Raw genomic sequence first — 13997 nt, forward strand, 5'->3', positions numbered from 1 at the left:
TGAGTTGGTACTGGTTGCTGTGCGCCGTACCCCCACTGGCCAAGCGGCCGATGCCGAAGAGACCGTACCGAACGCCGGGAGCCGTCAATCTATTCGCCTAGCAGCTCGGCCAAGGGCTGGAAATGCTCCACATGCTGCGAAACGACCTTCACGATGACGATGATCGGGATGCTCAGCAGCATGCCGGCAATTCCCCAGAGCCACCCCCAAAACAGCAGAGAAACGAAAATGGCGGCCGGGTTCATTCTGGCGATTCTTCCGGTAATCCACGTGGAGACAAACGTGCCGACGAGAACAGCAATGGCGAGCGATGCCCCTGAGACCAGAAGCGCCATCGAGAACGACTGGAACTGCAGATAAGCCGCCATACCGGTTGTCGCGGCCGTCACCCCCGGCCCCAGGTAGGGGACCACATGTAACAATCCCGCCGCCAGGGCCCATGCCCCCGCGCTATCCAGTCCGATCATGCGAAACGCGACCCACGTCAGCACGGCGACCAGCAGGTTAGTGACAAGCATCATCAGCATGTATCGCTGGATGGAGTCGTTGATGTCGTCGAGGATGCGCACGGTGATCTTCTTCTTGGCCAGCGATGGTCCCGCCAAATGCACGAGCTTTTGCTTGAACGTGCCGCCGCTAACCAGGAGAAAGAACGCCAGCAGGATCACCGTCAGCGCTTGGGCAATGAATCCCAATGCCCCCATCGATCCGCCCCACAAGAAGGCGCTGAGCTTGAAAGCGGGTTGATCCAGCACGACATGCGTGACAGGTTGCCTCGGCGTCGAGGACAGGTCCGAGGCTTGGTTTGCCGCCGTCTCTATCGCGCCCGCTGCCGCTTTCATCTTCTGAAGATTGCCGAAAGTGCCGCTGTGCAGGTCAGCGAGCACGATCGAGAACGTTCGCATGGCGGCCGGCAATTGTTCGACCACCCTGTCGATCTGATCGCGCAAAGGGTAGCTGCCGGACACGCACACGCCAATACCGGCGAGCATCACGATGACGGCGCCGACCGAACGATTGATTTTGATTCGTGCCAACCAAACGACAAGGGGATTCAAAGTGTAGGCCAGCAAAATTGCGAGCAGCACCGGCACGATAAACCGCTGTGCCCATTCCAGCGCGAACAGGATGGCGAGCGTGGCCAGAATGCCCAGTGCGAGACCGTGCGCGTCCACCGGCATACGCGGCGCAGAAGGCTCTGTGGAGGGCGCGGGGTTGCGTGTGGGCACAGTCAAGACAGCATCCGGTAGTTGGGCGATATTGTCGCCACGTCTTCCCCGACGTCCGAGAAGACGGGCAGCGCCCCGGCTGATCCATGCGAATGACCACACGGTGTGTCTCCTGATTCTTAGAGTGATGCCGGCAAATTCATGGGTGCCATCGGTTGAAGAGCAGGGGCACCCGGCCCCCTTGAGAGCAGCATTGGCTGCTATGAGAAAAGCAAAATGAACGCCGTCGCGACAAGCGGGAGTGCCGCGTCACTCGTCGCGATCACTTTCACTTCGCATTCATCGGGCGATGTTGCCGTTGGGTGCGAACTATCGCGTGCCGACGGTCAACCCCGAGCTATCTATACGCGTGACGCCCTTCACATGCCCCGCAATGCGTTTCGCATCGTTGACGGCATCGCGACTGTCGAGCATCCCGCTCAGCGTGACCACGCCGTGGGTGGTCTTGACTTTGACGCTTGTGCCATCACCGATGCTATTTGCGAGGAGCTCGGACTTCACTTTGGTGGTAATCCAACTGTCGGACACGACACGTTCCGAGTGATGCATGTCGGCCTTGACGTCAGAGGTCATGCTGCTGTCCGCAGCCTTTGCTGGTACGAGCAAGAGGCCAAGTGCCACCGCCAGACCGCCAGCAAGCGCGCCGCGCCAGGCGGAGCGATGCACGCGAACCATGGCCAGCAAGTGTTTCCTGGGCTTGAGCGTTGCCGGTAGCGCATCGACGGCGACCGATTCGGCAACAGCGGGAACAATGGGAATTTGGGCAGTCATGGTGATCTCCGTATGACCACGGTGGCCTGGAGCGAACGCCGATATGACGTACGCGAGGCGAACCGGACACGACCGCTCGCACACGCGGGGCCGCGCTCAACCACAGGGCTGAGAAATTCAGCATGCGCGTACGCTTACCCCATGTCAGTTCGCTACCGAACCGACGGATTGTGTTTCACACGCGGTCTTTCAACGGTTTGCTCGTTGACGAACCTCTCGGGCGCGTACGTTGACGTACCGCATCCCGAGGCGCGTGGGCGTAGCTTGGGCATGTTACTCACGACTCGGGAGAAGGTCATGCAAAGACGAAAATTCATTTGGGGCACCTCAGGTTCGATGATGGTGCTCGGACTGGCGCTCTCCGGCTGCACGACCACCAGCCCAACGAACGCCAGCGGGCAGCAGTTGGACAAGCGACATACGATTGACGCCGGCGTGGACTCGACTCTGACGCGGCTCTACGCCACGGCCAACGGCTCCCGCGAACTGGTACGTAAAGCGCATGGGGTATTGATCTTCCCATCGGTCATCGATGCGGGATTTGTGGTGGGGGGGCAGTACGGCGAAGGATCGCTGCGCGTTGCGGATCAAACCGTGGGCTACTACAGCACGGTGACGGGATCGATCGGCTGGCAGATCGGCGCGCAGTCCAGAGCGATTGTGCTGCTCTTCATGACGCAGGAATCGCTGAACCGGTTCCGCAATGCTGACGGATGGTCGGCCGGTGGAGACGCATCGGTTGCAGTGCTGAAGATCGGCGCCAATGGGAATGTCGATACCACGACGGCCAGCAGTCAGGTGAACGCATTTGTTCTGACCAACAATGGTCTGATGGCAGGTGCGTCGCTCGAGGGGACGAAGATCACAAGAATCAAATCGTTGTGAGACGCCACATAGCATCGAGCCCCCCAATGGGGGCCCGATCAGTTACGTATCCGGGAAGTTATTGTGAAGGGACGACCACCACTGTCCCCGGCGAATTCGTCCCTCTCGGTCCCATGTCACCCTGCATACCTGTCGCGCCGGTGTAGCCAGTATTGCCCGTGTTGCCCGTTGCCCCCTGCGGTCCGGCAGGTCCGGTACAGGCGCCGAAGGCGAGTACCGCCAGGACAGTGGTAATCAACTTTGCATATTGCATGATTCATCCTTCAATTTGATGTCGGGTGCCTATCCGCAGGGATAAGCAATGAAGATGGCACTACAGCGGGTCGGACGGACGGTAATACGCGTCGATCGCCTGGGCCCAGGCCTGATCTGCCATGTCGGGCCAATGGTCTGGGTCAAATCCCGGGGCATTTTTTAGCCGGTCCTTGTCGACATCGAGAACAAAGCACTTGTTCTCTGTATCGAGCTTCAGTGCCTGCCAGGGCACCGCAAACAGTTTTTTCCCCATTCCCAAAAAACCGCCAAACGACAGTACGGCGTAACCGACCCTGCCGGCGCGCACATCAAGCATGATTTCCTTGATGTCGCCCAAGGCTTCACCGTGCTCGTTGCACACACTATTGCCGACGAGCGTGTCTGCGCCCATCAGACTGGGGCCGGGCCCCTGCGCAGTGTTCGGGCCCGGTCCCGGGCTCGAAGCTCCGCGCGTTTTGTACATTCCGTACGTATCGCGATCTTCGTAGTTCATATTGCATTCTCCACTCAGTGCACCAGACCTCACGGCATGGCGGGTTACTCGTCGGAAAGCTGCACCGAGGCAGTCGTATTGCCAGCTTTTCAGACCGACGAACGCGCCCACTCAAGGGGCCGAAACTGTCGCTCGTAACCAGTCCATCGGCAGTCTCATTCAGAGGCTAGAGGAGGGCTCACGCCATGTCTGTCCGATAGCGAACAATCCGTTGATACGGGCGGGCGCAGCGGATGGTCCTGCGGCGAACAGACACATCCACGTTGAAGGGCGACTCGAGACACACCGTGAAACTACGCGACACTTCGACACAGCTTCACGTCGCGCGCGTTGACGGGGGGCGACACCGGTGATTATTGCTCGTGAGCGCTGATTATCGGGACCAGAGGAACGTTTGATGAGCATGGGCGCGACTCGAGACGTTGACGGCATGCTTTTCCATGACGCCCTCGTAACTCGCGGTAACCGTGTAGCGCCCATCCGGAAGCGACGCCAGCATGAAGGGCCCATCGGACTGCGTCGTCAGAATCATGTTCCCGCGACTATCTGAAATCGTTACGGGGATATCCGAGAGATATTCATTGCCGTTGTTTGCCGTTCTTCCGACAAAGGTCAGAACGAGCGGGTAATTGTGCATGGCATCCTTGATCGCCAGGGATTGCTCCAGTCCGATCCCCCCCGACAGGTACTTCACCGCTCCGGACTGCTGTATTGGCGGCAGGGTGACTTCCGCCGCCATGACCACGCCCAAGCTCAATGTCAGCCCGATGGCTGCGCAAAGTCGCAAGATGTATTGATGTTTCATATCGATCTCCAAAGGGGGCGATTACGCATTCGCCGCTATCGGTGACGCCTAATTCTCATTTGCATGCCGTTATGACGCCTGGAACGAAAAACTCACGACCCGTTGTCGTCGGGACGATCGTCCGCCTTCCTCCTCCCACACGCGAACTGCCGCCTGATACAGATCTCGCTCCTGTCTGATCAGAGACAGTCGCGTCTCGCGGATTGCCAAATGCAGCGCAATCATTCGCTTGCTTAAGTGTTTGTGGTCTCTCATGGTCATTGTCCACGCCTGTGATTTTCAGGCCTTGATATGAATGAATTCACGTCCTGAGTCTCCATCACGCTTTTCACGATAAGCAAAGCCGCGACGATGGTCGGTACGTGAGCGTACGAAGCGAGAGACTTGCAGGGCACCGGCCTCGTGTCTGATATCGAACAGACGCTGAAACCAGCGTTCACCATACTTTGATCGAAGAGCTTGGCAATCACGTCGCGCTCTTCAGCGTACAACTCCTAGTGGAGGTCATATGAAATACGCCCCCTACCGAGAGTGGGAGCTGTCTCCCCTCTACAAACTTACCGAACCTTTGAGAAACGCCGCCGTGATCGCCGAAATCCGGCGTGCCGAAGCTACGGGTGAACATGACACACGTCTTCCCGTCACGGTCGATGAGGGCCCGAACGCTATGGTGGTGCTCTCGGGCCCCACCCGTACGGTGAAACGTTGCTGATCGACAGGATTCAATGGCTTGGCCATTCACCGGTTCTCGTGGCAGAGTGCATCGCCATCGACAGCTATCGTGCGATTGGCGAGTATCCGGGGGAGCAAGATCCGACGACGCATCGCTTGATGGAGCATTCTTGCAGACTCGCCGCCGTCTCACCGTCCCCACGTGGCGAACATCACGACGACGGCGCTGGCCATTGTGCCCGTGGCCAGCCACCCCAGCGCCTTGAGACGCAAGCCTATCGTGAATTTCCCCATGACGTCGGGCCTTGCCGCGATCAGCATCACGATCACCATGATCGGGACGGCAATCACACCGTTGATCACGGCGCTCCAGAAAAGCGCTTTGATGGGGTCGATGGGGGTGAAATTCAGTGCGACGCCGAGCAGGATCGCGAGCGTCAATATGACGTAGAAGCCCCGTGCCTGCATGACTTCGCGCCCGAGGCCCATGCGCCACTGGAAGGCCTCGGCCACCGCGTAGGCAGACGCCCCCGCCAGCACAGGCACTGCCAACAAACCACATCCGATAATGCCAGCGGAAAACAGCAGGAAGGCAAATTCCCCAGCCAGAGGGCGAAGCGCGGCGGCCGCCTGTGTCGAGGTCTGGATATCTCTGACCCCATGCTGATATAGCGTGACTGCCGCCGTCAATATGATGAAGAAGGCGATCACGTTCGAGAACGCCATACCGATATAGGTGTCGAGCCTGATGCGCCGCAAAGTTCGCCAAGCCTGCGATGGCGCCTTGATAAGCGGCTCCTGCCCCTCTGTTGCGCGTTGAACTTCGACTTCCTGAGAGGCTTGCCAGAAGAACATGTAAGGGCTGATGGTCGTGCCGAATACCGCGACTATTGCCACGATGTAGCCAACATTGAATGACACATCAGGCACCACCGTCCGATACAGCACGGCCCCCCACGAAACTTTGACGCTGAAAGTGGTAGCGACATAAGCGAGCAGCGCCAGCGTCAGCGCCTTGAGAATCGGAGCGTAACGTGGAAACGGTATGAAGACCTGCAACGTGAGCGAAACCACGCCGAACGCAACCGCGTACCAGACCGCCGGGCCACCGATCAGCAGCTTCAATGCCGCGCCCATCGCACCGACATCCGCTGCGATGTTGATCGTATTGGCCACGAGCAGGAGTCCGACGAGGACATACAGGATCCAGGCGGGGTAGTGCTTGCGAACGTTTGCAGCGATACCGTCACCGGTAACGCGTCCGATTTGGGCGCTAACGATCTGAATCCCGATCATGAACGGATAGGTGAGCAAAGCCGTCCACAACAAGCCATACCCGAATGCAGCGCCCACCTGCGAGTAGGTGGCAACGCCGCTCGGGTCATCGTCTGCCGCGCCAGTAATCAGGCCGGGGCCCAGCTTCTCCCAAAGCGATTGATTCTTATGGAGTGCAATGCGATCTAGAGGCACGATACCCGCCGAGAGAGACTGACCCGTTGTCTGCGTCACGTTAAATAAGTTTGACGATCTCGTCGGTACGCTATCGGACAAGGGCAAAGACGGTCTTTGCCCGGTGTCGGGGGGGCGGGCGCTATTGGCGCTCGAATCATCGAACTCACTTACGTTTTGTATGGCAACGAACTGGCTTTGACCTAGTCAAGCTGAGGTTCGAGCGAACGCCCGAGACGTGAAATCTCGTAAGAGACTGCAACGAGGGCGGTGCTCACGACGGTGCGATTGATAAAGCCGTTGTATTCAAGGCGACGTAGGCACTGCGTTAGTGCTTTTTGCGTAACGCCGGGGTTTGCCCGACGTATGACTTTCGATGCATGGCTGGCGACACAAGGAAGACCGCTGTTCGAAAGCGCGCGAAACACCAAGAGTTCGTCGATTGCTCTGAGATAGCTCCCTTGGCGGCAGTGCGTCTTGATCTCGATATGGCGGATGAACAGCTCAGCCCCGTAAGGGCTTCAATTCCGCTCAGATCAAGGCGCCCAGTAAGCCAGTCACACGTTTCGTCAGCGGCTGAGTCGATACCGGATTGTTGCGATCGACATCCCTGCCGAGACGAAGTCGATCGTCCAGTAACAATTTGAAACCTTGATCCTGCGATCGTTACTCGAATTCCCTTGGCCCCTGCGGAACGGAGTTCATATAGTCTTGATAGCGACAACCGGCGTCTGGCCGGGGATGTCGCGTCCGCCCCCGTGGGGCATTCGATCATTCCCTTTGCACAAAGGTGTTCCATGGACGTTCAGCAACTGGTTTCCGAATTTCTCGCCTCCGAGCATGGCAACCAGGCAACGCAGGCCTTGGCGGCCCAAGGCATCAGCGGCGACGATGCACAACAAATGTTGAGTCAGGCGGCCGAAGCCGCTCACAGCAGCGCCGACGAACAAAGCGGCGGTTTGATGGGTGAACATTCGGGGAAGAGTTTTCTCGCGGGGTTTGCGGCTGGTCTGGTGCGCGGCGACGGCTTCTTCAAGTCACTGGAGGACGGTGGGGCAGGGATGCTGTCCGGCCGGGTCGCCGAAGCGTTGGCGAGCCGGATGGGCATTGATCCGTCGACGGCTTCGACCGTCGCAGCCGCCGCAACGCCCTATATCTTGGCGTTCATGAAGGAGAAATTCGCTTAAGCTCAGCACTGGATCGCGCAGCGAAACCGGAGCGTTCTTTTCTTGCGAGCGGGTGTTAACAGGGCTGTCTCAGACAGCCCTTTTTCGTTAGCGGCCGCCACACGGCTTACCCTCGCGGCATTGCGCGGATCATCTTCCGGTTCAGCATCAGCGGATTGACATCGATGGCAATGCCGAGAGATTTCAAACCCGCTCCGATTGTATACCGGCGTACTGCTTCTTCCACCGGTAGAACATCCACTCATCCACGACCGAACATAAGAAGAACATCAAAGTGGCCATACAGAATATTTTTGAAATAAATAATATTAAGTCCTCTTTGAGTGTGTGAATATGCGGAGCAGATATGCAGTTGAAAATCAATGGAGATCGTTTTTGGGAGCGCCTGATGCGCCTCGGAGACATCGGCGATAATTCATAAAGGGCGCGGATTATTCGATAGTCGTGTTCGCGGGGCACGGGGGATATGTCACGAGCAAAAGGACGACGATGCGGCAACAGCGAGCTAACGTCGCTGTGGGCGAGTGCATGTTGACGTTAGGCGCATCTCCTCCCACACGGTCATCATCGATGCGTGCCGGAAGCCGGTCAAGATCTGAACCTTCTACATCAGCGGGTTGACTCATCAGCGACGGAAGCCTTTTGGCACCAAATTGGGAAGGCTTATCCAAGGCAAACCCCTTATTTGAACCTCAACAACGCAGCAGTTAGTCCACCTCCACGTGACGTTGAGGCCGTGATTGTCAAGACCTATCGCTTCGTCAGTGAGAATCCGGACGTCAACATGTGGGAGCGACTTGACGCGTAAATTCCCGCGATGAAGGCGCAGCTATCCCCGCATGTCTACATCCAGAAGGAAGATCTAGACCTGTTCACCAATGCACTCTCGGCAGTGGTCCGGCGCGCTTAGATGACACGTCGGAGATCCATGAAAAAGCAGCAGAACTGGAGAAAAGGAGGAAACGAGGTGGGCTAGTTGGGAAGCCCAAGGCCGTCGCACCCGAGTATCGCTTCGCGGTCTACCAACGTCTGCGAGCAACAAAGACGTCTACCAGGACGCGGCGGGGTTCTCCGGTTCTGCAAGGCTATTTTGAGAACGGCAAGCGAAGGTAGGAAAAGATGGAAAAAAGACGCCTGACATCAGTATCGCCCTTGAGTGCTTTCGTACACGGAGCACTTGTTTCATTTTTGCTCGCATACCCGCTCGTCGCGTTGATGCGTTTCTTTCAGCATTTTGATGGACCTGTTGAGGGCCCTTGGTGGGCCATTTGGCTGCTGTTCCCTGCCGGCTTTGCCATCTTCGGGGCTGTGTGGGCGATGCTTGCCAGTTTGGCCTACAACTCTGTTGCACGCCTGCTCGGTGGGGTCGTATACACCAGCGCGGAAAAGCAGCCATGAGCGAATTCAGCCAAGCCGACGTTGGCGGGGCTTTGAGCGACTATCGAGAGCGTCTATCCGACGCAGTGGAGTTTGCCAACACATGGCACGACAAACTCCGATGAGGTATGTCGCCTTCTGCTGCGACAATCAGCGAGTTTGCGTATCGGGCCGACGAGATACGCGAGCAAATTGCCAAGGCGCTTAAGGTTCAACTTAAGGCCCAATTGCAAACCAGTGAGCTTCCCGCCGAAGTGAACGCATTGCTCGCCAAAGAGGATGGGGACCTTGCCACGCGCGATTTTCTGACGATGGCGATCAAGTCGGGGACGGGCGCGCTCAAATCCGATACCGGCACGACTTTGTTCAATCAATGGATGCGCTCATTCGAGCGGGCCGAAGCCAGTTGCAAGGCCGCCCCTCGCCGAGTACGCACCGTACCCTACACCAAAGCCACCGCGCGAACGTCACGCGACGGCAGTTTCGATCCAAAGAAATAGGAAAATCAGGAGATGTTTGAGCAGAATGACGTTTACTTGCATTGGAAAGAGAACCGGCCATGAAAATCGTTCGAATAGCTTTTGTGCTTGTTCTGCTTGCCTATCTCGCTCCGGCCCACGCTGCTGACGCTCAGGATAGGAATGACCTGTCCGGCTATCTGATAAGCCATGGCGCCATTGTCATGCCCTATACCCTGGATTCCAATAGACAGATGAATGCGGAGGCTGTGCTGTGCTCGTGCGAACAGAGATGTTCTGGGGTTTCATTACAATACGATTTGGGTGACCCGGATAACAACATCAACGATGAACTGAAAGAAAAGCTGTCGCTGACCGGAAATGAGAAAACCCTGAATAAATTATATTTAGGCCCACTTGCCCCGCTATCCAACCTGCCAATCTCCTTCAAAAATAGAAAGGGACAAGGAAGCTATATCGGCGCACGATGGATGGAGAAACTCGCCTTGTGGTTCAACTTCGGAGCACAGGAAGTGTACGGCAACGTCCCTTCCGGTGTCTTTGAGGGCTACATGAAGAAAAGCGAGCTCCACTACAGGACGATCCCTCTGAAGACCTTCGATGCGTACAGATATCTCACCGTCTCGATCAACGGAAAAAAGCCGGTCAGTTTCCTGATTGATACAGGTGCCCCCAGGAGCCTTATAGACAAAAATTACGCTGAGTCACTGGGTTTCGGTGTAAGTGAAAAACAATGCTTGGGTGTGAGCAGCCAAGCGGGAGAAACCCGATCGTGCGTTACCCACGACGTGATGTCCCTGAAGGCGGAAAACGAACCGTTGTCAGTCTATCTACCCGCAGGCTTTATAGAACTGGACCTCAATTTCGTCGTCCCGAGGCTACACATCAAGGGTATTCTGGGATTGGACTGGCTTGAACGCAATGCAGCGATCATGTCCCTTCCGGAGAACAGGCTGTATGTACCCAATATGTATTGACGATACCGAATTCAAAGGCTCATCGCTTCATCCGCGAATAGGCAAGCCCGCGCCAACAAGGCTAATATCACGCGCGATCTAAGTGTTTCGGATAACCGTTTACGCATTTTTTTGCGATGCCGATTTGCAAAATTGCGAAACTTCGCAAATCGGCATCGAGCCCTTCGCAGGGCGAGCACGGTCCCCCGTCGTCGCAGACCGATATTCGGCAATGTCATCTCATGACCTCGGCACACTAAAAATCTGACAGGCTCTTCCCCGGCCGAGCAATTCTATTCCCTGATCGCATAATCGCAGCCGCTTGGACACACTCAATTGTCCAGCACCGCTTGCCGCGACAGAACCCCTCCGGCCGAGTACGCCGCACACTGAGCGATTCATGCAAGTGCAGATGGCGAAACCATGCGACAGTCAATCGCAATCGCAGATATTTCCATCATGTGGAGCCATGGACCTAGTTTCCTGCACTGGAGCCACACGCTCCCAGCCCCCAATGACCCCGTCAACGTCGGCGCAGCCTCGACAGAACGTACAGCCGCCGACTGCGCTGGCGGCCAATGTGCGCGTGGTGCGTCAGGCCGATGGGCGACCCGGCATGCCGCCGAATTCGGCCCAACGACCGCCGCCGCCCGAAACCCCGCCAGTCATTCGGCAGGCGCTGCTGGGCAGGTGGGAGCCCGGTATGCCGTCGAGCTCAGCCCAACGACCGCCACCTCCCGAAACGCCGCCAGTCATTCGACAGGCGCTGCTGGGTAGGTGGGAGCCCGGCATGCCACTGAGTTCGGCCCAGCGACAACTTTCCCTCGCAACACTAGAAGTCACCTCGAACAGAGGAGCGGAAAAGCATTCAGCACAACAGGGCGCGAACAATAGAAGGGATGCTGTTTTCATGCCGCCCCCGGCCAAAATCCCTCGACAAAATACTGGCGCGTCGGGCAGGAGAGCAAAGATCACTGACGCCATGTTGCAGACGTGGAAGACCCTCGGGCACGCGGAAATTGGGGCCGCGGGTGGGCTCAGTGGTGTGGCCAGGCGGAACAATGTCCCGGTTACAGCACTGAGAAATTACCTTCGTGCAGACGGCAGGCTGAGCCAGCTCGGCGAAGACCGGCTCAACCCGGGCAGAAAAGCGAAGATCACCGACGCCATGTTGCGGACGTGGAAGGCCCTCGGTCAGGCGGAGATTGAGGCCGCAGGTGGGCTCGATGGCGTGGCCAGGCGGGACAATGTCTCGGTGATGGCACTGAAAAATTACCTTCGTGCCGACGGCAGCCTGACTCAGATCGGCGAAGACCGGCTCAACACGGTCGCGAAAGCGAAGATCACCGACGCCATGTTGCGGACGTGGAAGACCCTCGGCCAGGCGGGGGTTGAGGCTGCGGGTGGGCTCAATGGTGTGGCCAGGCGGGACAATGTCTCGGCTGCGGCACTGAAACATTACCTTCGTGCCGACGGCAGCCTGAGCCAGATCGGCGAAGATCGGCTCAACACGGTCGCGAAAGCGAAGATCACCGACGCCATGTTGCGGACGTGGAAGACTCTCGGCCAGGCGGGGGTTGAGGCTGCGGGTGGGCTCGACGGTGTGGCCAGGCGCGACAAGGTCCCGGCTGCGGCACTGAAAAACTACCTTCGTGCCGACGGCAGCCTGACCCAACTCGGGGAGAACCGGCTCCGCAAGACTGGCACGCGGCCAACGTGAACGGCAATGTCTCCAAGACCGTTGAAGGTTGGGACTGAACCGTCCCGCGTTGGGCTGAAGGCTCCAACTCTTGAGAGTGGACCGCTGTCGAAATTAAGACACTTTCCAGCCTCACGCCGAGGCACATTCCGAGGTAATTTTTGAATCACGCTATGTCAACCATTTCCACTGCTGGCTTGCAGAGCTTGCCGCCGTCGAAAATCGCGAGGCTGGACGTGCGGATTCGGAGCTGGCTGCGCGTATCAGCCGGCTAATTTTCCGTGCGCGACAGGTGGATATGGTTCGCGTGGGCTACGGATCCGTCGCGCTTTCCGGTGTCCGCCACCCACCGCCGACCGCCTTGTACAGTGCCACCGACGCTTGCAGCCGGGCGAGCCGCAACAGAACTTGCAGATCCAGTGTTGCAAACAGGGTGCGTTGCGCATCGAGCAGCGTCAGCATGGTATCGGCGCCTGCGCGGTACCGCGATTGCGCGAGCGAGAATGCCGTGCGTGCCTGTGTCAGTTCGCGCTGCTGCGCGTCCTGCTGGCGCGTAATGCCATCGATGGCGTTGAGCGATGCCTCCACGTCACCGAACGCCGCAACGATCGTCTTCCGATAATCCACCAGGGCCGCTTCGCGTTGCGCAATCCGCAGATCTCTCGCCCCGGCCAGCGCGCCTGCGTGGAAGATTGGTGCGCTCAGCGCGGCGGCGACGCTGTAGACTGGATTATCCAGCACCGCGTTCAAACGTCTCCCCGACAGCCCCACGCCGCCCGAGAGCGAGACGGACGGCAGCATGCGCGCGCGGGCTTCTATGACGTCCGCATCACTCGCCGCCAGCAACGCCTCGGCGCGAGCAATATCCGGCCGACGAGCGAGCAAGTCTCGGGGGAGGAATGCCACTGCGGCCGGCGCAATGAGCGAGTCGAGCATCGGCGTGTTCAGCGGCACGTCGCCCAGATGGTGTCCGCTCAGCACGGCCAGCGCATTTTCATTGTCGGTTACGTCCTGCGTGCGGGCGGCGACGTTGCGCAATTGCGCGTCGTACAGCCCTTCCTGCTGGGCGAGATCGAGCGCGCTCGCCTGACCTGCGCGTGCCTGCGATCGGACGAGCCGAAGCACCTCCGCCGCGATGTCACGCTGCTGCAAGGCGATGGACGCACGCTCGCGGGCCGCCGCCAACGCTAGCCAGAGATTGGCCGCTCCCGCCGTCACGGTCAGGCGAACGGTATCCCGGTCGAAGGTGCTGGCGCGCAACTGCGCGAGCGCACTGTCGCGGGCGGCGCGATTCGCCCCCCAGAAGTCCAGCTCGTAGGTCGCCGACAAGCCCAGTGCCAGCGTGGTGCCGGGCACGTCCGCGTTGCCGCCCATTCGCCCCTGACGCGATGCCGAGCCGTTGCCATCAAGCGCTGGCAACAACGGGGCACCTGCAATGCGCGAAAACGCTTGTGCCTGCCTGACCCTGGCATAGGCCGCTGCCACGTCGAAACTGTCTTTTTCGGCCAGCGCGACGACCTGATCGAGCGACTGACTCCCGAACGCACGCCACCATGCCCGATCGATGGGCGCGGTTTGTAATGACGCAGGCGCTGCCGCCGCGCTTTGGTAAGCGGATGGCGTCGCCACGTCGCGTGATGCGGGCGGCTCGTGCAGCGCACACCCGCTGGCAAGGAGCGTCGCGCAGGCGAGCGGTCTCAGAGGGAAGGGCCACACCGTCCTGGATCGTGTGATGACTGA

Annotated in this window: 13 protein-coding genes; 6 read left to right on the forward strand and 7 right to left on the reverse strand. The window is 58.6% G+C overall.

Annotation, left to right across the window (positions count from 1 at the left end; translation table 11 throughout):
• Nucleotides 1-89: 89 nt before the first annotated feature.
• Complete coding sequence (locus tag PHO31112_RS15950) at nucleotides 90-1181, reverse strand: AI-2E family transporter (protein WP_150621388.1); 1092 nt, start codon at nucleotides 1179-1181, stop codon at nucleotides 90-92.
• Between the two features lie 357 nt (nucleotides 1182-1538).
• Nucleotides 1539-2000 (reverse strand): BON domain-containing protein, encoded by a 462-nt coding sequence (locus tag PHO31112_RS15955; protein WP_150621389.1) that lies wholly within the window; start codon nucleotides 1998-2000, stop codon nucleotides 1539-1541.
• Between the two features lie 297 nt (nucleotides 2001-2297).
• On the opposite strand from PHO31112_RS15955, the gene PHO31112_RS15960 reads away from it, so the two are divergent.
• Nucleotides 2298-2885 carry a BPSL1445 family SYLF domain-containing lipoprotein gene (locus tag PHO31112_RS15960; RefSeq protein ID WP_150621390.1) on the forward strand — a complete coding sequence of 196 codons (588 nt, stop codon included), beginning with the start codon at nucleotides 2298-2300 and terminating at the stop codon, nucleotides 2883-2885.
• A gap of 313 nt (nucleotides 2886-3198) precedes the next feature.
• Here PHO31112_RS15960 and PHO31112_RS15970 read toward each other — a convergent pair whose 3' ends face one another.
• From PHO31112_RS15970 to PHO31112_RS15995, 4 genes are all read right to left on the reverse strand, one after another.
• Nucleotides 3199-3633 (reverse strand): PRC-barrel domain-containing protein, encoded by a 435-nt coding sequence (locus tag PHO31112_RS15970; protein ID WP_150621391.1) that lies wholly within the window; start codon nucleotides 3631-3633, stop codon nucleotides 3199-3201.
• Nucleotides 3634-4006: 373 nt separating this feature from the next.
• Nucleotides 4007-4438 (reverse strand): carboxypeptidase-like regulatory domain-containing protein, encoded by a 432-nt coding sequence (locus PHO31112_RS15975; RefSeq protein ID WP_246178272.1) that lies wholly within the window; start codon nucleotides 4436-4438, stop codon nucleotides 4007-4009.
• Between the two features lie 861 nt (nucleotides 4439-5299).
• Nucleotides 5300-6580 carry an NRAMP family divalent metal transporter gene (locus PHO31112_RS15990; protein WP_150621393.1) on the reverse strand — a complete coding sequence of 427 codons (1281 nt, stop codon included), beginning with the start codon at nucleotides 6578-6580 and terminating at the stop codon, nucleotides 5300-5302.
• A gap of 182 nt (nucleotides 6581-6762) precedes the next feature.
• Complete coding sequence (locus PHO31112_RS15995; RefSeq protein WP_246178275.1) at nucleotides 6763-6987, reverse strand: winged helix-turn-helix transcriptional regulator; 225 nt, start codon at nucleotides 6985-6987, stop codon at nucleotides 6763-6765.
• 369 nt (nucleotides 6988-7356) lie between these two features.
• Here PHO31112_RS15995 and PHO31112_RS16000 point away from each other — a divergent pair, with 369 nt between their 5' ends.
• The 5 genes from PHO31112_RS16000 (at nucleotide 7357) to PHO31112_RS16020 (ending at nucleotide 12278) form a co-directional block, all read left to right on the forward strand.
• Nucleotides 7357-7746 carry a hypothetical protein gene (locus PHO31112_RS16000; protein WP_150621394.1) on the forward strand — a complete coding sequence of 130 codons (390 nt, stop codon included), beginning with the start codon at nucleotides 7357-7359 and terminating at the stop codon, nucleotides 7744-7746.
• A 1119-nt stretch (nucleotides 7747-8865) separates the two neighbouring features.
• Nucleotides 8866-9144, forward strand: a complete 279-nt coding sequence (locus PHO31112_RS16005; protein ID WP_150621395.1) for a hypothetical protein — start codon at nucleotides 8866-8868, stop codon at nucleotides 9142-9144.
• Between the two features lie 107 nt (nucleotides 9145-9251).
• Nucleotides 9252-9623, forward strand: a complete 372-nt coding sequence (locus tag PHO31112_RS16010; RefSeq protein ID WP_150621396.1) for a hypothetical protein — start codon at nucleotides 9252-9254, stop codon at nucleotides 9621-9623.
• Nucleotides 9624-9682: 59 nt separating this feature from the next.
• Nucleotides 9683-10579: a retropepsin-like aspartic protease gene (locus PHO31112_RS16015; protein ID WP_150621397.1), complete on the forward strand. Its 897-nt coding sequence runs from the start codon at nucleotides 9683-9685 to the stop codon at nucleotides 10577-10579.
• A 961-nt stretch (nucleotides 10580-11540) separates the two neighbouring features.
• Complete coding sequence (locus PHO31112_RS16020; protein WP_150621398.1) at nucleotides 11541-12278, forward strand: hypothetical protein; 738 nt, start codon at nucleotides 11541-11543, stop codon at nucleotides 12276-12278.
• A gap of 291 nt (nucleotides 12279-12569) precedes the next feature.
• On the opposite strand, the gene PHO31112_RS16025 is transcribed toward PHO31112_RS16020, so the two are convergent.
• Nucleotides 12570-13973: an efflux transporter outer membrane subunit gene (locus tag PHO31112_RS16025; protein ID WP_281355099.1), complete on the reverse strand. Its 1404-nt coding sequence runs from the start codon at nucleotides 13971-13973 to the stop codon at nucleotides 12570-12572.
• Nucleotides 13974-13997: the final 24 nt, after the last annotated feature.

Origin of the sequence: Pandoraea horticolens, assembly GCF_902459555.1 — a bacterium.
Taxonomy (GTDB): domain Bacteria; phylum Pseudomonadota; class Gammaproteobacteria; order Burkholderiales; family Burkholderiaceae; genus Pandoraea; species Pandoraea horticolens.